The sequence below is a fragment of the Sphingobacterium olei genome (genome assembly GCF_005048855.1).
In the GTDB taxonomy this organism is placed as follows: Bacteria; Bacteroidota; Bacteroidia; order Sphingobacteriales; family Sphingobacteriaceae; genus Sphingobacterium; species Sphingobacterium olei.
Window position 1 is genome coordinate 208,364 of sequence record NZ_SUME01000003.1, and the last position, 17,521, is coordinate 225,884.

18 protein-coding genes are annotated in these 17,521 nt (G+C 39.3%); 11 read left to right on the top strand and 7 right to left on the bottom strand.

The features are described 5' to 3' along the window. Positions 1-18 precede the first annotated feature (18 nt). The 9 genes from FAZ15_RS08135 to FAZ15_RS08175 all read left to right on the top strand — a co-directional run bounded on the left by FAZ15_RS08135 (position 19) and on the right by FAZ15_RS08175 (position 7,519). On the top strand, positions 19-1,893 hold the full coding sequence (locus tag FAZ15_RS08135; protein WP_394343807.1) for a cytochrome c oxidase subunit I: 1,875 nt from the start codon (positions 19-21) through the stop codon (positions 1,891-1,893). A gap of 20 nt (positions 1,894-1,913) precedes the next feature. Next, positions 1,914-2,957 carry a COX15/CtaA family protein gene (locus tag FAZ15_RS08140; protein ID WP_136900821.1) on the top strand — a complete coding sequence of 348 codons (1,044 nt, stop codon included), beginning with the start codon at positions 1,914-1,916 and terminating at the stop codon, positions 2,955-2,957. A 29-nt stretch (positions 2,958-2,986) separates the two neighbouring features. Beyond that, on the top strand, positions 2,987-3,892 hold the full coding sequence (cyoE, locus tag FAZ15_RS08145) for a heme o synthase (protein WP_136900822.1): 906 nt from the start codon (positions 2,987-2,989) through the stop codon (positions 3,890-3,892). Positions 3,893-3,900: 8 nt separating this feature from the next. Next, positions 3,901-4,485: a cytochrome c oxidase subunit 3 gene (locus FAZ15_RS08150; RefSeq protein WP_136900823.1), complete on the top strand. Its 585-nt coding sequence runs from the start codon at positions 3,901-3,903 to the stop codon at positions 4,483-4,485. Between the two features lie 9 nt (positions 4,486-4,494). Further along, on the top strand, positions 4,495-5,232 hold the full coding sequence (locus tag FAZ15_RS08155) for a cytochrome c oxidase subunit 3 (RefSeq protein ID WP_136900824.1): 738 nt from the start codon (positions 4,495-4,497) through the stop codon (positions 5,230-5,232). Between the two features lie 107 nt (positions 5,233-5,339). Continuing rightward, positions 5,340-5,717, top strand: coding sequence for a cytochrome C oxidase subunit IV family protein (locus tag FAZ15_RS08160; RefSeq protein ID WP_136900825.1), 378 nt, complete (start codon positions 5,340-5,342; stop codon positions 5,715-5,717). A gap of 5 nt (positions 5,718-5,722) precedes the next feature. Further along, entirely contained in the window at positions 5,723-6,445 is a 723-nt protein-coding gene (locus tag FAZ15_RS08165) for an SCO family protein (RefSeq protein WP_136900826.1), read from the top strand. 2 nt (positions 6,446-6,447) lie between these two features. Further along, positions 6,448-6,987, top strand: a complete 540-nt coding sequence (locus tag FAZ15_RS08170; protein ID WP_136900827.1) for a DUF420 domain-containing protein — start codon at positions 6,448-6,450, stop codon at positions 6,985-6,987. A 76-nt stretch (positions 6,988-7,063) separates the two neighbouring features. Then, complete coding sequence (locus FAZ15_RS08175) at positions 7,064-7,519, top strand: ABC transporter ATPase (RefSeq protein WP_136900828.1); 456 nt, start codon at positions 7,064-7,066, stop codon at positions 7,517-7,519. Positions 7,520-7,550: 31 nt separating this feature from the next. Here the strand turns inward: FAZ15_RS08175 and pckA are convergent, their stop codons facing one another. Both pckA and FAZ15_RS08185 read right to left on the bottom strand, forming a co-directional pair. Next, positions 7,551-9,161, bottom strand: coding sequence for a phosphoenolpyruvate carboxykinase (ATP) (gene pckA / locus FAZ15_RS08180; protein ID WP_136900829.1), 1,611 nt, complete (start codon positions 9,159-9,161; stop codon positions 7,551-7,553). 199 nt (positions 9,162-9,360) lie between these two features. Next, positions 9,361-10,263, bottom strand: coding sequence for a S66 peptidase family protein (locus FAZ15_RS08185; protein ID WP_136900830.1), 903 nt, complete (start codon positions 10,261-10,263; stop codon positions 9,361-9,363). Positions 10,264-10,410: 147 nt separating this feature from the next. Here FAZ15_RS08185 and metG point away from each other — a divergent pair, with 147 nt between their 5' ends. Further along, on the top strand, positions 10,411-12,480 hold the full coding sequence (gene metG / locus FAZ15_RS08190) for a methionine--tRNA ligase (protein WP_136900831.1): 2,070 nt from the start codon (positions 10,411-10,413) through the stop codon (positions 12,478-12,480). Positions 12,481-12,572: 92 nt separating this feature from the next. Here metG and folP read toward each other — a convergent pair whose 3' ends face one another. From folP to FAZ15_RS08210, 4 genes are all read right to left on the bottom strand, one after another. Continuing rightward, the gene (folP, locus tag FAZ15_RS08195; RefSeq protein WP_136900832.1) at positions 12,573-13,412 is read right to left on the bottom strand and encodes a dihydropteroate synthase; all 840 of its coding nucleotides are present in this window, start codon (positions 13,410-13,412) and stop codon (positions 12,573-12,575) included. Between the two features lie 139 nt (positions 13,413-13,551). Next, on the bottom strand, positions 13,552-14,031 hold the full coding sequence (locus FAZ15_RS08200; RefSeq protein WP_136900833.1) for a DUF4920 domain-containing protein: 480 nt from the start codon (positions 14,029-14,031) through the stop codon (positions 13,552-13,554). 11 nt (positions 14,032-14,042) lie between these two features. Then, complete coding sequence (locus tag FAZ15_RS08205) at positions 14,043-14,621, bottom strand: L-threonylcarbamoyladenylate synthase (protein ID WP_136900834.1); 579 nt, start codon at positions 14,619-14,621, stop codon at positions 14,043-14,045. An 11-nt stretch (positions 14,622-14,632) separates the two neighbouring features. Further along, positions 14,633-15,445: a 2,3,4,5-tetrahydropyridine-2,6-dicarboxylate N-succinyltransferase gene (locus FAZ15_RS08210; RefSeq protein ID WP_136900835.1), complete on the bottom strand. Its 813-nt coding sequence runs from the start codon at positions 15,443-15,445 to the stop codon at positions 14,633-14,635. Between the two features lie 138 nt (positions 15,446-15,583). On the opposite strand from FAZ15_RS08210, the gene FAZ15_RS08215 reads away from it, so the two are divergent. Next, positions 15,584-15,988: an RNA-binding S4 domain-containing protein gene (locus FAZ15_RS08215; RefSeq protein WP_136900836.1), complete on the top strand. Its 405-nt coding sequence runs from the start codon at positions 15,584-15,586 to the stop codon at positions 15,986-15,988. 56 nt (positions 15,989-16,044) lie between these two features. On the opposite strand, the gene FAZ15_RS08220 is transcribed toward FAZ15_RS08215, so the two are convergent. Then, positions 16,045-17,511: a glutamate synthase subunit beta gene (locus FAZ15_RS08220; RefSeq protein ID WP_136900837.1), complete on the bottom strand. Its 1,467-nt coding sequence runs from the start codon at positions 17,509-17,511 to the stop codon at positions 16,045-16,047. Positions 17,512-17,521: the final 10 nt, after the last annotated feature.

Here is a 17,521-nt window from a genome sequence, read left to right on the forward strand (position 1 = left end):
GATTTTTTACAATAGAATATGTCTAGTACAGTTATATCGCACGACGCAGCACATCACGGTTCACATGATCACCATCATGAGACATTCTTGACTAAATATATATTTAGTCAGGATCACAAGATGATCGCTAAGCAATTCTTGATTACAGGTATTATTATGGCGGTTTTTGCCATGTTGTTATCTATATTGTTTCGTATTCAATTAGCATGGCCGGATAAGGATTTTCCTATTTTGGAGGTGTTTTTAGGAAAGTGGGCTGAGGGTGGCCGTATTAAACCAGAGTTTTTTCTTTCCTTAGTTACCATCCACGGTACAATGATGGTTTTCTTTGTATTGACAGCGGGTTTATCCGGTACGTTCAGTAACTTATTGATTCCCTATCAAATTGGAGCACGAGATATGGCATCTCCATTGATGAACATGCTATCTTACTGGTTCTTCTTTGTAGCCTGCGTTATCATGGTCGCTTCTTTCTTCGTGGAGAGTGGACCTGCTTCGGCTGGGTGGACTATTTACCCACCGTTGTCGGCTGTCCCTACTTCAATTTCGGGATCCGGATTAGGGATGACATTGTGGTTGATCAGTATGACGTTGTTCATAGCATCTCAAGTATTAGGTGGGGTTAACTACATTAGTACCATATTAAATATGCGTACAAAAGGTATGGACTTATGGAGAATGCCATTAACAATCTGGTCGTTTTTCTTAACGGCGATCGTAGGTTTATTGTCATTCCCGGTCTTAGTATCTGCTGTAGTATTATTGATTTTTGATCGTTCATTCGGTACATCATTTTACTTGTCTGATTTAGTAGTTCAAGGGCAGATTCTACCGAATGAAGGTGGATCACCTATTCTATTCCAACACTTATTCTGGTTCTTGGGTCACCCCGAGGTATATATTGTAGTTATGCCTGCTTTGGGTTTGACGTCTGAAGTAATTTCTACCAACTCCCGCAAACCTATCTTTGGATACCATGCAATGGTTTATTCATTAGTCGGTATCACTGTATTATCATTTATTGTATGGGGTCACCACATGTTTGTAACAGGTATGAACCCGTTCTTGGGCGGTGTGTTTATGATCACTACCTTGATTATCGCGGTGCCTTCTGCGGTAAAGGCGTTTAACTATATAGCTACATTATGGAGAGGTAATATTCGTTTCACTCCAGCTATGTTGTTTGCAATCGGTATGGTTTCGTTTTTTGTTTCAGGTGGTGTTACCGGTATTTTCCTAGGTAATGCAGCCTTGGATATTAATTTACATGATACGTATTTTGTAGTTGCCCACTTTCACTTGGTAATGGGTTCAGCATCGATTTTTGGTATGTTGTGTGGTGTATATCACTGGTATCCTAAGATGTTTGGCCGTATGATGAATGCGAAATTGGGATATTTACATTTCTGGTTAACATTCTTGGGCGCTTATTTGGTATTTTTCCCGATGCACTTCATGGGTATAGATGGTGTTCCTCGTCGTTATTATGCATTCACTGAGTTTCCGTTTATGGAAAAATGGATTTCAGTAAATATTCTTGTTACCTGGGCGGCTATTGTTGCTGGTTTGGGACAGGTTGCATTTTTGGTTAATTTCTTCGGATCGATTTGGGGAGGTAAAAAGGCATCACAAAATCCATGGAAATCAAATACATTGGAATGGACGACACCGGTGGAACATATTCACGGAAACTGGCCAGGTGAGATTCCTGCAGTACACCGTTGGCCATATGATTATAGTAAACCAGGTCACGACGAGGATTTTATCTCTCAGGTTGTACCATATTCTCAAACGATGAGTTCCAATTCGTATCACGATTTCGAAGGTGATGAAGAGGCTATTGCAATACAAAGAGAGTGGAATAAGGAAAATAATAGATCGGTAGAAGAGTAAGAAATAAAGCAAAAGAAGGTATGTACCCTAGTAGTGAGAAGAGATTTGTCAAAATAAATAGGGTTACGATCATTGTTTTATTTCTCGTGATCACAGCGGGTGGGGTAGTAAGAAGTACAGGTTCTGGGATGGGATGTCCGGATTGGCCTAAATGTTTCAATCAGATTATTCCTCCCACCGATGTTTCTCAATTGCCTGAGGGTTATGAAGAAAAATACATAGCGGGTAGAGATGTTAAGAATCAGCGATTTGCGAAGATGGTGGATTTTTTTGGTTCCGCAGAGATGGCTGATCGAATTCGGAATGATAAATCGATACTAATTCACGAAGAGTTTAACGCTGCTAAGACTTGGACCGAATATATTAACCGGCTTGTGGGAGTTGTTGCAGGTTTTTGCCTTCTATTTTGTGCTCTTTTTTCATTTACTTATATAAAAGTAAAACCCTCCATATTCATATGGAGCGTTCTTAATCTTTTTGCAGTAATAATACAAGCTTGGTTGGGCTCTATAGTCGTTTCGACAAATTTGATGCCCTGGATTATTACGGTGCATATGCTGTTGGCATTGGTTATAGTTGCGATAAGTATTTATACTTTTTATATGGCAACGACACTCAGAAACAAAACCATACTGGTAAATTATCAGTATGCCAGTGTTAAAGTTATTGCCATCATTTCTATTATCATTACACTGGTTCAAGTGGTATATGGTACAGAAGTGAGAGAAGCGATAGATCATTTAAATGATCAAGGGATATCTAGATCGGAGTGGATCGATGCTATCGGAAGGAGTTATGATATTCATCGTATTCTTTCGTATATCACATTGGCGGTTGCAGTTCTATTTTTCTTTTTGGTGAAGAATAGATTTAGTCGTCTATCTCTACAAAGTAAATATGCTTGGATTGTGTTGTTCTTGGTATTTTTACAAATGTTGTCGGGTCTTATTATGGCTCATTTTAATGTGCCGGCGTTTGCACAGACAACACATTTAGTAATTGCTAGTTTGTTTTTTGGAGCACAGTATTATTTAATGCTTCTGATGACAAAATTGAAAAGATAGGTTAGGTAGATTTTGGAGGTGCCGTATAAATGAAGACTTTTATTTCAGATTTTAACAAACTAGTTAAATTACGCTTAACGTTAACTGTTGTTTTTTCTGCATCTATCTCATTTTTGATAGGAGCGAAGCAGCAGGGTGATATCATGTGGTTCAATTGGCTTATGCTCACAATCGGCGGTTTTTTAGTTACCGGTGCAGCAAATGGGTTTAACGAGATCATTGAAAAGGATATTGACAAGTTGATGAAAAGGACGATGGATCGTCCGCTGCCTTCGGGTCGGATGAATACCGGTCAGGCTTTGGTACTCAGTCTTATGATGGGCATAATAGGCACATTGGTATTGGTACAGTTGAATTTTGTCGCGGGGTTATTATCTGTTTTTTCAATATTTCTATATGCCTTTGTATATACTCCATTAAAACAGAAGTCTCCTATCGCGGTTTTTGTAGGTGCATTTCCGGGGGCATTACCGCCATTGATCGGTTATTATGCTGCCTTTCAGTCTGCAGGATTCGGGTTAGCCTATGCTGAGGTCAGTGAGGCGGCGATTGTCATTATCCCTTTGGTGTTATTTGGCATTCAGTTTTTATGGCAATTTCCGCACTTTTGGGCTATTGCATGGGTAGCGGAAGAAGATTATAGTAACGCGGGTATTCATTTGCTGCCTACGACAAAGAAAGATAATATATCTGCTTTTATGATTTTCTTTTCAGGCTTGTTGATGGTGCCAGCTGGATTTTTGCCTATGTATTATGGCTTTGGAGGCTGGGTATTTACCATTGTTTCGGTATTTGGTGGTCTTTTTTTTACATGGTACGGCTATAAGCATATGATCGAAAAAACGGATGCTTCTGCAAAGAGGGTGATGTATACATCGTTTTTATATTTGCCATTAACGCAATTGATACTGTTATTTGACTTTATTCCTTTATAATAAAATTGATGGAAAACAAAGAATTGGTAATAGCCGATTTATTACGTACACGAAAGGCAAAGAAGTTTAGTCTTTGGTTGGGTTTGATAGGTATGTTTATGATGTTTGCTGCTTTGTCGAGTGGGTTCATTGTATACACAGCGAGTGGCGTTGATAAAGGTATCAAGACGATTTTGCCACAAGCATTTATATATAGTACAGTAGCAATTATCTTAAGTAGTGTGGCCATGCATTTAGCCTTTCAGGCCGCAAAGTCCGGTAACTTGGCGAGACAGAAGTTACTACTGCTATTTACCTTGGTGTTGGGACTTGTTTTTTTTGCACTTCAATTGAATGCATGGGGAATTCTGGCCGAGAGAGGGATTTATTTTATTAATAATAACGCTTCGCAATCTTTTATATACATATTTACAGGATTGCATTTAGCACACATTATAGCTGGAATCATTGTTTTATTACGGTGTTATATTGGAGCTGCAAAGCCTATAGCACACGATCACAATGTTTTTCGGATGGATCTAGGCGCAATTTTTTGGCATTTTCTAGATCTTTTATGGATTTATATTTATGTTTTCTTACTTTTGAATCAATAATAGTAAACAATGAGTACAACTGTATCGCAATTGGATAAGGTAAAAGACGGACCGTGGAACGGTGGCAAGTCTCCTTGGAACTTAGAGTATGGAAAAATCATGATGTGGTTTTTCTTGGTGTCGGACGCATTTACATTTTCTGCCTTCCTAATTTATTATGGCGCGCAAAAATTTGCACAACCTACATGGATTGATGCGGATAAAGTGTTCCAATCTATTCCCGGCATTGCCGAATCTGGACAACCGTTGGTGTTCGTAGGTATCATGACCTTTATCTTGATTATGTCTTCGGTAACGATGGTGTTAGCAGTAGAAGCAGGACATCGTAATTCCAAACATGAGGTTGTTAAATGGATGTTATGGACGATTTTAGGAGGTTTGTTGTTTGTTGGCTGTCAAGCTATCGAATGGACTCACTTACACCATCAGGGGTTTTGGTTTGGACGTAATCCGGCAACGGGCTTAGAAGGAGACTTAGCTATTGCAGAAGCATTGAGACCTTATTTTACGAATGATATATCATACACTGCAGCATTGCAATTTTCGAATTTGTTTTTCACCATTACCGGTTTTCACGGATTCCACGTTTCTATCGGTATCCTTTTAAATATCATTATTTTGAGTATGACGCTTAATAATACATTTGAAAGAAGAGGCACATATTTGATGGTTGAAAAAGTTGGTTTGTACTGGCACTTTGTGGATTTGGTGTGGGTATTTGTATTTACTTTCTTCTACCTGATCTAAGTCGTAAAATAAAATAAAAGGTAAAAATTAAAAAAAACAGGTGTTTTATGGAGTATCGGCTAAGAATACTCCATATTTAATACGCAATACTTAATACTAAAAAAAAGATGGCTAATCACGATCATATTGCTACACATGATGCGCACGCGCATGAGGATGGAATGGACAAAAAAAGAATTTGGTCTGTATTCTTTGTACTGTTGGCATTAACAGCTTTAGAGTTTTTAATTGCATTGGGCTTCGTTCACCATTGGGGAATTCTACAAAAGGGTACTCTAGTAAATGTAATCTACATCATACTTACACTAGTGAAGGCATTTTATATTGTGGCTTTCTTCATGCACTTAAAGTTTGAGAAATCCAGTTTTATAGTCTGCTGTTCGATAGTATTTCTTTTTATTATCTATTTTATTGTCCTGATGTTAATTGAAGGTGACTTTTTGTTAGGCGCATTTCAAGATCATCCACTGTATCCAAATAAATAGACTGAATGAGTAATACTACTCAAAAAAGGAACTTTTCAAAAGTAATTATCCTGGCCATTGTTTTATTGGTGCCAGGATTTTTATATTTATTGCTCAATCGTATTGGGTCTAATGAATATGTAAAGCTACCCATTTATGGCGAAAAATCGCTGTCTGGAAAGATGAACAGAAAAATGGGAAGAGAGATTCCGGATACAACTTATCATCAGTTAACCCCCATCGAATTTATAAATAGTAGAGGAGATTCTATACATTTCTTGGCGTCGGATACAGTGATTACGGTAGTACACCTTTTTTACACTAAGGATACGACATTATCCAGGGTCATGATGGATAATCTTTATGCTATTGCGAATAGGTTTAAAAATAATTCTTCCTTGCGGTTGCTGTCTATTTCGGTGGATCCGTATGATAATCCCGAGAGTTTAAAAAATTATGTGCGATCCTATGATGCGTTAATTGGTAAATATTGGGATGCCGTGAGTAGTTCTCATACTGATATGTTGAAATATGCCCGTGAGGAAATGTTGGTTGATGCTATGCGAAATCCAGCTGATACAAATGCGTTTGTCATCAGTAATAATTACCTGTTGATAGATTCACAACGTCGTATAAGAGGATTTTACGACATAAACCTGAAAACGGAGGTGGACAGGCTAGAAGACGAAATAAAGCTTCAATTGGTAGAGGAAATAAGAAATAACCCATTAAAAGTAGAGAAGAGATAAAAATGGCAATGACAGAAGAAGAAAAGAAATATAAGGGCTGGATTTGGACATTATCGATTGTAATTCCATTGGCAGTAGCGGCTCTATTTGGCGTCAACTTAAGAAAGCTAGGATATGATGTGGAGCCGCTTTCTTTCTTGCCTCCTATTTACGCGTCTATTAATGGTTTGACGGCTGTACTCTTAGTGTGGGCCATATCAGCCGTAAAAAAAGGTAACGTCAAATTACATGAGGGATTGATTAAGCTTTGTATGGTTTGTTCTTCCTTATTCCTGGTGATGTATGTAGCTTACCACATGACTTCGGATTCTACTTCTTATGGGGGTGAGGGTTTTATTCGGTATGTGTATTTCTTTATATTGATAACACATATCTTGCTATCCATAATTATTATCCCTTTTGTTTTGTTTACGTTTGTAAGAGGGATAGCAGGTGCTTATGAAAGGCATAAAAAATTAGCAAGAATCACATATCCGATGTGGCTTTATGTAGCGGTTACCGGGGTAATTGTATATATGATGATTTCACCGTATTATAGTTAGTTAGCTAATATTAATCGTTAGAATAGAATTTCAACCTTCTAGCTTTTTAACCCTTTAACTTTCTTAACTTTGTAAAATGAAAAAGATTTGGATATACCAGGCCGATAGGATTCTCTCGCCAGACGAAAGTGCTCAGATCATGGAAAGGGTGCGGCCCTTTATTTCTTCATGGACAGCCCATGGCAGTGCTTTGGAAGGGAAAGGGTATATAAAACACAATTTATTTTTGATTCTTGAAGTCGATGAAGAGCAGGCAGGGGTAACAGGTTGTTCAATAGATAAATCTGTTCATTTTATAAAATCGCTCGAGCAGGAATTTAACGTTAACTTTTTTGATAGACTAAAGATAGCCTATCGCGACGAGGCACATGCGATTCAGCTGGTAGATCGGTCTGTTTTCGAAAAATTGATCAAATCAGGAATAGTTCATTCGCAAACTATGGTGTTCAACAATATCTTAATGCATGCATCTGAATTGGAGTCCAATTGGGAGATTCCTTTTCAAGATAGTTGGCATAGCAAGGTCTTTTAAAAAGGGTTGGTTTTAATAAACCAACCCTTTTTTATAACACTGTTTTTGGTGCCGCGGATAGAATCTCATCGGTAGCCTTATCTTCAAATTGTTTGAAGTTATTGATAAACAATTGAGCGAGTGATAAGGCGCGTTGATCATATGACTCCGTATTTTTCCATGTGTTTCTTGGATTGAGGTACTCACTAGGTACACCTGGACAAGATTGAGGTTTTAATACACCGAATATCACATGAGGTATATATTCTACCTCATTCAGATCTCCGTTTATTGCAGCGTTTATCATAGCACGTGTGTATTTGAGGCTGATACGTTTTCCTATACCGTAAGGCCCGCCAGTCCATCCTGTGTTAATCAGCCATACATTCACATCGGGATGCTTCTCTAGCTTTTCGCCTAAAAGTTTAGCATATTTAATGGGATGTAGCGGTAAAAATACGCTGCCAAAGCACGCGGAAAATGTTGTTTGGGGTTCGATTATACCGATCTCTGTCCCTGCTACTTTAGCGGTATAGCCCGAAATGAAGTGATACATAGCCTGCTCTTTTGTTAATTTTGATATTGGTGGTAAAATACCAAATGCATCACAGGTCAAGAAGAATATATTCTTTGGGTTTCCTCCTAACGAGGGATTTTTCGAGTTTTTAATATGTCCGATCGGATATGCTGCCCGAGTATTTTCGGTGATACTTGAGTCTGCGTAGTTAACAATATTAGAATCGGGAAAAAAGGAAGTATTTTCTAATAATGTATGCTCTTTTACAGCAGCAAATATTTCCGGTTCTTTTTCGGGACTGAGGTCTACACATTTTGCATAGCACCCCCCTTCAAAGTTGAAAATTGATCCGTCGGCCCATCCGTGTTCATCATCACCGATAAGTGCCCGATTCGAGTCGGCAGACAACGTTGTTTTCCCCGTACCGCTGAGGCCGAAAAAAAGTGCCACGTCTTCCGCTTTTCCTTCGTTAGCCGAACAGTGCATAGGTAATACGTTGTGGTGATACGGAAGAAGGAAATTCAACACACTGAATATTCCTTTTTTGATTTCTCCGGTATATGCCGATCCCCCAATTAGTATTGTTTTTTTGCTGAAGCTGACGATCGTAAAATTTTCTTGTCTGGTTCCGTCCACTCCAGGATTTGCTAGGAATTCTGGAATTTGAAGAATCAACCATTCCTGTTGAAAATTGTGTAATTCGTCTTCCGAGGGAACAATGAAAAGATTGCTGCAAAAGAGATTTGCCCACGGTGTTGTATTTACTACCGTCACATTCAATCTAAAATTGGGATGTGCTCCCGCAAAACAATTTCTTATCCAGATCTCTTTTTCTGTTAAGAAATTAATCATTTTGGCATAAAGATGATCGAACACATGCTCAGCAATCGGAATGTTGATGTCTCCCCAATCAATTGCATTTGCTGTATAAGAATCCTTTACAATAAATTTATCCCTTGGAGATCTTCCGGTAAATTTTCCAGTACTGACACATAGTGCTCCCGTATCGTTTAATCTTCCCTGACCAAGCTTCAGTGTTTGTTGAGTGAGTGTACTTCGATCAAGGTTCCAGTTTATTTTATTCGATAATAAACCCAAATGAGTAATGTCAATGAATGGACTTTTTGTTCCTAATTCTAGCTCCATATAATGTCATAATTTACGAGGCTAAGGTAAGGATAATGTTAAAATGAAAATATAATAATGTAATTTTTGCAAAAATCGTTTTTATTTATTGTTTTTTGTAGCTTATTTTATTAATATAATAATTTTAATTGAAACATTCGTGCGGTTTATAACGAATCATTATGAGAATATTAATTGGGATTTGTAAAACTACGCCCCTTTAAAAAGAATACTTCAAAGATACTTTTATCTCTTCAACGTGGAGTTTCACTTTTCTGCCCAATACTAAAGCTCTATTGTCGTCAATATGACCTGCTGGGAATCCGAAAGCAACAGGGAAATCGAATTCGTTGACCTTGTCCATAATGATTTCCTCGAAGCGTTGTCCAAATGGGGGGGCACTGTCTCGCAATGATGTAAAGCCTCCCACTATGAGACCTTTTAAATTGTTAAATTTATCGGCTCTTTTTAATGTCCACAACATACGGTCTATGTTATAATGTGATTCGCCCACATCTTCGATAAAAAGAATCTTATCATCGTATTTGACATCAGAAACGGATGCAAGAACGCTTTGCAGAATGGCTAAGTTTCCCCCAATAAGAATACCCTCGCTCTCTCCGGAACGATTTGGAAAATCAGTGCTTGAGTAGGTGATATCCATTCGTTTTCCAAAAAGCGCATTTTTAAGTGTTTCCAGGGCTTCAAAAGTTGAATCTGCGAAAGATTTTACCATCTGGCCATGGATGGTAGGAATACTAAATTGACGCTGAATATGGCTGTGAATAACGGTAACATCACTAAAGCCTACTAGCCATTTCGGATTAGCCGTGAATTGGCTGAAGTCCAAATTGTCAATAATTCGTACAGAACCATATCCGCCCCGCCCCGCTATCACTGCTTTAATTTCAGGGTCATCCAGCGCGTGCTGAAGATCGCTGGTACGCAGGCTGTCTTCACCAGCAAACTGATGAAATTGCGATGTCACAGACGGGGCGACCTGTACCGTTAATCCCCAACTTTCTAAGGTCTTTACGCCTATGTCAATATCTCCTTTTATATGACTTGCTGGGCATACAACGGCTACTCTATCACCGGGTTGTAGATATGGAGGGATCTTCATGTTTGATTTTGCGTTATCATGTCTAAAAAAAATGTCTATTCCAACGGAATATTGTTCGATGGCTATTTATTAAGCTCAAATTGAGTTATCTTTGCAAACAATTTTACGATTTATTTTTTAGTATTAACATTAAAAATACGATATATCTTGAGTACTTTATCCAAAAAACGCTATACTATTACTTCTGCCCTGCCGTATGCAAATGGTCCTTTGCATATTGGACACTTGGCTGGAGCATATATACCGGGTGATATTTTTGTTCGCTTTTTGCGATTGAATCATAAAGATGTGGTGTATGTGTGCGGTTCGGACGAACATGGTGCTGCTATAACGATCAAAGCAAAGAAAGAAGGGGTCACGCCCAAAGAAATTATTAACAAATACAACAAGCAAATTAAAGATAGCTTCGAAGATTTTGGTATTTCGTTTGATATTTATCACCGGACATCGGAACCTATTCACCATCAACTATCCCAAGAATTTTTCTTGAACCTATATGAAAAAGGGGAGTTTATTGAGAAATTCTCGGAACAATATTATGACGAAGAGTTCAATCAGTTTTTAGCTGATCGGTATATTGTTGGTACGTGTCCACATTGTCAAAATGAAGGGGCATATGGGGATCAGTGTGAAAAATGTGGTACTTCATTAAGCCCAACAGATTTGATTAACCCTAAATCTACCTTAAGTGGCAACACTCCAATTTTGAAAGAGACAAAACATTGGTACCTTCCGCTAGATAAATATCAACCCTGGTTGGAAGAATGGCTTATCGAGGGCAAAAAGGGAGAGTTGAAATCAAACGTATTCGGGCAATGCCAGTCTTGGTTAAAATCTGGATTGCAACCGCGTTCCATGACACGTGATTTGGATTGGGGAGTGGATGTGCCGTTGGTAGAGGCAGAAGGAAAGAAATTGTATGTATGGTTGGATGCTCCAATTGGTTACATTTCGGCTACAAAGCAGTGGGCTATAGATCATGGGAAAAACTGGGAAGATTATTGGAAGAAGACGGCGAATCCGGAAGATGAATCTACGTTGATTCATTTTATCGGCAAAGACAATATTGTTTTTCACTGTATTATCTTTCCGGCTATATTGCATGCGCATGGCGACTATATTTTACCGGATAATGTACCGGCAAACGAGTTTCTAAATCTTGAAGGAGACAAATTGTCTACCTCCCGTAATCACGCAGTATGGTTACACGAATACTTGGAAGAGTTTCCGGGTAAACAGGATGAATTACGTTATGTATTGACATCGATTCTGCCCGAAACATCAGATAGCGAATTTACGTGGAAGGATTTTCAGGCTCGTGTTAATAATGAATTGGTCGCTATTTTAGGTAATTTTATAAATCGAGTGATGGTATTGTCACACAAATATTTTGATGGTAAGCTGTTAAGAGGATCGGTGTATACTGATACCGATCAAAATGTGTTCGAAGAGTTGGCAAAATATCCGGGATTGATTGAACAGTCTATAGGCAGCTACCGTTTCCGTGAAGCATTATCCTACTTTATAAATGCGGCACGCCTTGGAAATAAATACCTAGCCGAGGAGGAACCTTGGAAAATCATTAAGAATGACGAGGAACGTGTAAAAACAGTGCTTTTTGTTGCTTCGCAAATCGTTGCGAACTTAGCCGTTTTGGCACAACCTTTCTTGCCTAAAACAGCCACGAAATTATTTGAAATGCTGAATCTGCCGCAGAAAAGTTGGGATAGCGCGGGAGAAGTAGATTTATTGAAAGAAGGACAACAGTTGGGTGAAGTACAGCTATTATTTGAGAAAATAACGGATGAACAGGTGGAATTCCAATTAAACAAATTGGCTCAGTCTAAGATAGACAACGCAAAATCCGTTTCTATTGCTGCTCCAGCTAAGGCGAATGTGACCTTTGATGACTTTATGAAGTTGGATATTCGTGTAGGTACAATTTTGGAAGCGGAGAAAGTAGCCAAAACCAAGAAATTGTTGAAATTAAAAATTGATACCGGGATAGACCAGCGGATTGTTGTGTCAGGAATAGCCGAATTCTTTGCACCTGCTGATATTGTGGGAAAACAGGTTTCAATTTTGGTAAATTTAGAGCCCCGCGAAATTAAAGGCATTATGTCACAGGGTATGATTCTGATGGCTGAGGATGCAGATGGTCGATTAGATTTTGTGAATCCCACCGATGCAGTAAAATCGGGAAGTACAGTTCGCTAAGCTGAACAACGATATGGTATTAAAGATTAAGGACCTAAGGTTGTCTTTAATCTTTGATCCTTTTAACTTTCTGTCTTTCTAGCCTTCTCATCTCAATAAAACAAATCAATTAGCTGTTTTGCTTCTTTTACATCGTGTATGCGAAGTATTTGGACACCTCTTTCCAACAGAAGCGTGTTTAAGGCAGTCGTAGCATTTAAGGATTCGTTTGGCGTTACCCCCAATTTTTTATAGATCATAGACTTTCTCGATATACCACCGAGAATTGGTAATCCAAGGTAATGTAATTCATTCACGCGATACAGTAGCTCATAATTCTGTTCCATTGTTTTTGCAAATCCAAATCCCGGATCAAGAATGATGTCTTTTACACCTAATGCTCTTAAAGCGGCGACACGTTCTCCTAAAAACACAGCCACGTCGGTTACTACATCATTGTATGCGGTAAGATGTTGCATATTCTCCGGAAGTCCTCGCATATGCATAAGGACATAAGGGACTTGTAGTCGTGCTACCGTTGGAAACATGTTTTCATCAATTGTTCCTCCCGAAACATCATTAATGATATGTATCCCTGATTTTACGGCTTCTTCGGCCACATCCGCGTGAAAAGTGTCTATCGAAAGCAAAATGTCGGGAAACTCTTTCCGTATGGCCTCGATAGCCGGCAATGCACGATCCATTTCTTCCTGAGATGAAATCAATGATGCACCAGGTCTTGACGAAAAAGCACCGATATCAATGATATCCGCTCCTTCTGTAATCAGTTGTCGAGACTTCTGTATCGCATTTCCAACCGTGGTGTGTCTTCCACCATCATAAAAGGAATCCGGAGTTACATTGAGTATCCCCATAAGCTGTGGTTTGTCGAAGACGATCAGTTTTCCGTTGACATTGATCGATTGAGCAAGGTGTGTCTTGAATTTGTTCATGAAACCGGCTATTTGATAAAGAAAGTGACGCGTTATTAGCTGTACGTCATTGCGATGAGCATAGCGAGGAAGCAATCTTCCGAACTTAATAAAATAAAAACAGCTTCGTGCTTTCTCGCGATGACGATAATTTGCTTTTTTAGTTCACAACAAGTACACCATCAGCAACGACCGAAATATCTTTCTTCGGTTTTGTGATTTTGGCGATTTCTGCGGCGCTTTTTCCTTTATCTTCAGCATAATGTTTTTGCCATTCCACTGAAGTTTCTTTGACTTTTGCTTTGCCTTCGACGACGACCGTCTTCCCAATGATATCGGCAGGGACGAAATATGCATAGTCTGTAAACCGTACCATGATTGGTTCTTGATCGCCATCACGTTTCAACGTGATGAAGCAACCTTTTTTCTTACAGACTTCGACTACCTCGCCTTCAATCTTTCCATTGAAAGTAGCATCTTTTTTGAAAGAATTTTCCAAGGTCTTTACCGAAATAGCATTTTCCTTATTTACCGTTTTTCCATAGGTTATTCCTGCCTTAGCCGGAGTAATTTTTTGCTGTGCTTGGGCTACTGATAAGAGAATACCACATAGCGAACAAAGGGCGATTAATTTTTTCATATATATATATACTATTTTCGTAGAAATTCAAATTTTCCACTGGGGTCCACCTTCATAATGACCGAAGGTTTTCCTTCGCTTTTATCGTGCTGACCGAATTTGACAATATAATCTACACCCATTTTTATTTCATTGGCTATGTCGTTGAAAGATGTAGCCGAAGGTGCCCCACTCAAATTTGCTGAAGTAGAAATAATGGGTTTTCTAAACCGTTGTAATAATTGCTGACAAAAAGGATGCTCCACGATGCGGATTCCAATTGAACCATCTTCTGCAACGATGTTTTCAGGCAAATTTTTCGATTTGGAATATACTATTGTAAGCGGTCTATTTGTAGCTTCTATCAATTCATAGGCAATTTCCGGGACGTCCTGTACATAGCCCGCTAGTTGATTGTCACTATGGAGTAGAATGATCAAACTCTTGCTTTTATCTCTCCCTTTTAGCGTAAATACTTTTTCCACCGCTTCTTTATTGGTCGCATCACAACCGATACCCCAAATGGTATCGGTAGGATACAAAATCAATCCGCCTTTTTTTAACGTTTCAAGCGCTTGATTAATGTCTTCTCTATTTACAAAAGTGGACATGATTTATGTTGTTAAACAGCAACGTTATGCTCACGCAAAGCATCGTTTAATGAGGTCTTTTTGTCAGTAGATTCCTTACGTTTTCCAATGATCAAAGCGCAAGGCACCTGATACTCACCAGCAGGGAATTTTTTGGTATACGAACCTGGAATAACGACTGAACGAGCTGGAACGTAGCCTTTGTATTCAACAGGTTCTGGTCCTGATACATCGATAATTTTAGTTGAGGCTGTCAATACGACATTTGCACCAAGTACAGCTTCCGTTTCAACGCGGATACCTTCAACGACGATGGTACGGGATCCTACAAATACATTGTCTTCGATCACAACTGGTGCCGCTTGTACGGGTTCTAATACACCGCCAATTCCAACACCTCCTGATAAATGGACATTTTTACCAATTTGAGCACAAGAACCTACCGTAGCCCAGGTATCAACCATTGTTCCTTCATCTACATATGCACCAATATTTACATAAGAAGGCATCATGATTACACCTTTAGCAAGATACGCTCCGTATCGGGCTGAAGCTCCGGGTACTACACGAACACCTAATTCCTTGTAGTTTGTTTTCAATTTCATTTTATCGTGATATACGAAAGGTTTGTTGTCAATCTCTTTCATTTCACGGATAGGGAAATATAAAATCACTGCTTTTTTAATCCAATCGTTTACATGCCAACGGTCACCAATTGGTTCTGCCACCCGTAAGCTGCCGCTATCCAGCTTCATGATTACGTATTGGATAGCCTCAAAGTACTCCTTATATTGTAATAATTGTCTGTCTTCCCAAGCTGCTTCGATTAGTTTTTGTAGTTCCATTTTAAATAAATACTGATTAAAAAATAAGAACAAAGATGCTCATTTTTGTTGAAAAGTCCTTTACATGATGGGCTATTTTTAACGTAATATGACTAATTTAATTTTGTATATACACGCCAAGTTGGCTAAGTTTGTTGTATGGCTAGTGAATCCGAAAAATTACGCATTGATAAATACTTATGGTGTATTCGTGTCTTTAAAACCAGGAGTTTGGCGACTGAAGCCTGTAAGGCTGGTCGGGTGAAATTAAATGGACAAAATATTAAACCATCATACGTAGTAAAGGTAGGGGAGGCGTATACTGTACAAAAGGGGGTTGAAAGAAAGGTGATACGTGTTATCGGGTTGCTCGAACGACGTGTAGATGCGAAAACAGCTGTTCAATTTTATAACGATGAAACCCCTGTAGAAGAAACATATGCCTTTAAATCGGTTTTTCAGGCACCAGTCTTAAAAAGGGATCGAGGGGCAGGTCGTCCGACAAAGCGGGATCGTCGTGAAATAGACGGTCTTCAATCGGATTGGTGGGAAGAAGAAAAATAAAACCGTCTTTTAGCTCGCTAAAAGACGGTTTAGGTGTAAATATATTGATCGATTAGTTAGGCGTAATTATAAACCGCTTCTTTGCTTTCCAATTCGGTGGTTCCCATGAGGAATTCGTCGACTTTACGTGCGCACTCACGACCTTCTGAAATGGCCCATACGACTAAGGATTGCCCTCTACGCATGTCACCAGCTACGAAAATTTTGTCTGCAGTTGTCTTGTATTCGCTTTCCGTAGCTTGTACATTTCCTCTACCGTCCAACGTTACGCCCAATTGTTGTAGAAGGCCTTGATGCTGCGGATGTAAGAAACCCATTGCTAAGGTCACCAATTCGCAGGGAATTTCACGTTGTGAGCCTTCCACTTCTTTGAAGGATGTGGGTCTTCCTAATGCATCTGTTTCCCACTCCAGGTCCACGACCAATGCGCCTCGCAAGTTGCCTTCGGCATCGCCCAAAAATTCTTTGGTGCTAATGCTCCAATGTCTTTGGCAACCTTCTTCATGGGAGGTCGTAGTCTTCAAGAGCATAGGATATGTCGGCCATGGCATTGCAGCTGTACGCGTTTGCGGAGGTTGTGGCATCAACTCAAATTGAGTAACGGATTTAGCACCATGGCGATTGGATGTTCCGACACAGTCAGATCCAGTGTCACCCCCACCTATTACCAGCACATTTTTATCCGTTGCCATTATTTCTTCAACATCGATGGGTGAGTTTCCTACGCGTTTATTTTGCTGTTTCAAGAATTCCATCGCAAAATAAACTCCTTTAAGCTCACGTCCCGGGATATTCAGATTTCGTGGAATAGTGGATCCACCGGCTAATACGACAGCGTCATATGCACTCAACTCGGAAGCGGGTACATTGTTTCCTACTTCTGCATTGGTACGGAATTCGATGCCAGACTCTTCCATGATTTCGATACGGCGATCGATGACAGATTTGTCTAATTTAAAATCAGGGATGCCATAACGTAATAATCCCCCTACTTTATCGTCACGTTCGTACACAACGACATCATGACCAGCTTTGTTTAGCTGCGCTGCCGCGGCTAGACCCGAAGGTCCTGAACCTACAACAGCAATTTTTTTTCCTGTTTTTAAAAAGCTTTTGTTGGGTTTCACGTAACCCTTTTTGTAAGCGATCTCGATAATGTGCTTCTCGATTTCTTCGATAGCTACAGGTGATTTGTTGATGCCTAATACACATGCTGATTCACACGGTGCAGGGCAGATACGTCCTGTAAATTCCGGAAAATTGTTGGTCGATGACAGTATGTTATACGCGTCTTCCCATTTCCCGTCGTACACGGCATCGTTAAATTCGGGAATCACATTCCCCAATGGACATCCTGAATGACAGAATGGAATTCCACAGTCCATACAACGTGCCGCTTGGCTATTTAATTGCTCATCCGAATAAAGCTGGACGAATTCTTGATAATTTTGTTTTCTACTTTCTACAGCGTCTTTTTGAGGAGCCGCTCTATCAAATTCTAAAAATCCTGTTGGTTTTCCCATGATACTTTCC

Excerpts from the sequence above, each read along its gene's own strand:
- FAZ15_RS08135 (WP_394343807.1), top strand. The coding sequence starts at position 19 with ATGTCTAGTACAGTTATATCGCACGACGCAGCACATCACGGTTCACAT.
- FAZ15_RS08200 (WP_136900833.1), bottom strand. The coding sequence starts at position 14,031 with ATGAAAAAATTAATCGCCCTTTGTTCGCTATGTGGTATTCTCTTATCA.
- pckA (WP_136900829.1), bottom strand. The coding sequence starts at position 9,161 with ATGGAGCTAGAATTAGGAACAAAAAGTCCATTCATTGACATTACTCAT.
- FAZ15_RS08205 (WP_136900834.1), bottom strand. The coding sequence starts at position 14,621 with ATGTCCACTTTTGTAAATAGAGAAGACATTAATCAAGCGCTTGAAACG.
- folP (WP_136900832.1), bottom strand. The coding sequence starts at position 13,412 with ATGAACAAATTCAAGACACACCTTGCTCAATCGATCAATGTCAACGGA.
- FAZ15_RS08215 (WP_136900836.1), top strand. The coding sequence starts at position 15,584 with ATGGCTAGTGAATCCGAAAAATTACGCATTGATAAATACTTATGGTGT.
- FAZ15_RS08185 (WP_136900830.1), bottom strand. The coding sequence starts at position 10,263 with ATGAAGATCCCTCCATATCTACAACCCGGTGATAGAGTAGCCGTTGTA.
- FAZ15_RS08175 (WP_136900828.1), top strand. The coding sequence starts at position 7,064 with ATGAAAAAGATTTGGATATACCAGGCCGATAGGATTCTCTCGCCAGAC.
- cyoE (WP_136900822.1), top strand. The coding sequence starts at position 2,987 with ATGAAGACTTTTATTTCAGATTTTAACAAACTAGTTAAATTACGCTTA.
- FAZ15_RS08210 (WP_136900835.1), bottom strand. The coding sequence starts at position 15,445 with ATGGAACTACAAAAACTAATCGAAGCAGCTTGGGAAGACAGACAATTA.
- FAZ15_RS08150 (WP_136900823.1), top strand. The coding sequence starts at position 3,901 with ATGGAAAACAAAGAATTGGTAATAGCCGATTTATTACGTACACGAAAG.
- FAZ15_RS08165 (WP_136900826.1), top strand. The coding sequence starts at position 5,723 with ATGAGTAATACTACTCAAAAAAGGAACTTTTCAAAAGTAATTATCCTG.
- FAZ15_RS08170 (WP_136900827.1), top strand. The coding sequence starts at position 6,448 with ATGGCAATGACAGAAGAAGAAAAGAAATATAAGGGCTGGATTTGGACA.
- FAZ15_RS08155 (WP_136900824.1), top strand. The coding sequence starts at position 4,495 with ATGAGTACAACTGTATCGCAATTGGATAAGGTAAAAGACGGACCGTGG.
- FAZ15_RS08140 (WP_136900821.1), top strand. The coding sequence starts at position 1,914 with ATGTACCCTAGTAGTGAGAAGAGATTTGTCAAAATAAATAGGGTTACG.
- FAZ15_RS08160 (WP_136900825.1), top strand. The coding sequence starts at position 5,340 with ATGGCTAATCACGATCATATTGCTACACATGATGCGCACGCGCATGAG.
- FAZ15_RS08220 (WP_136900837.1), bottom strand. The coding sequence starts at position 17,511 with ATGGGAAAACCAACAGGATTTTTAGAATTTGATAGAGCGGCTCCTCAA.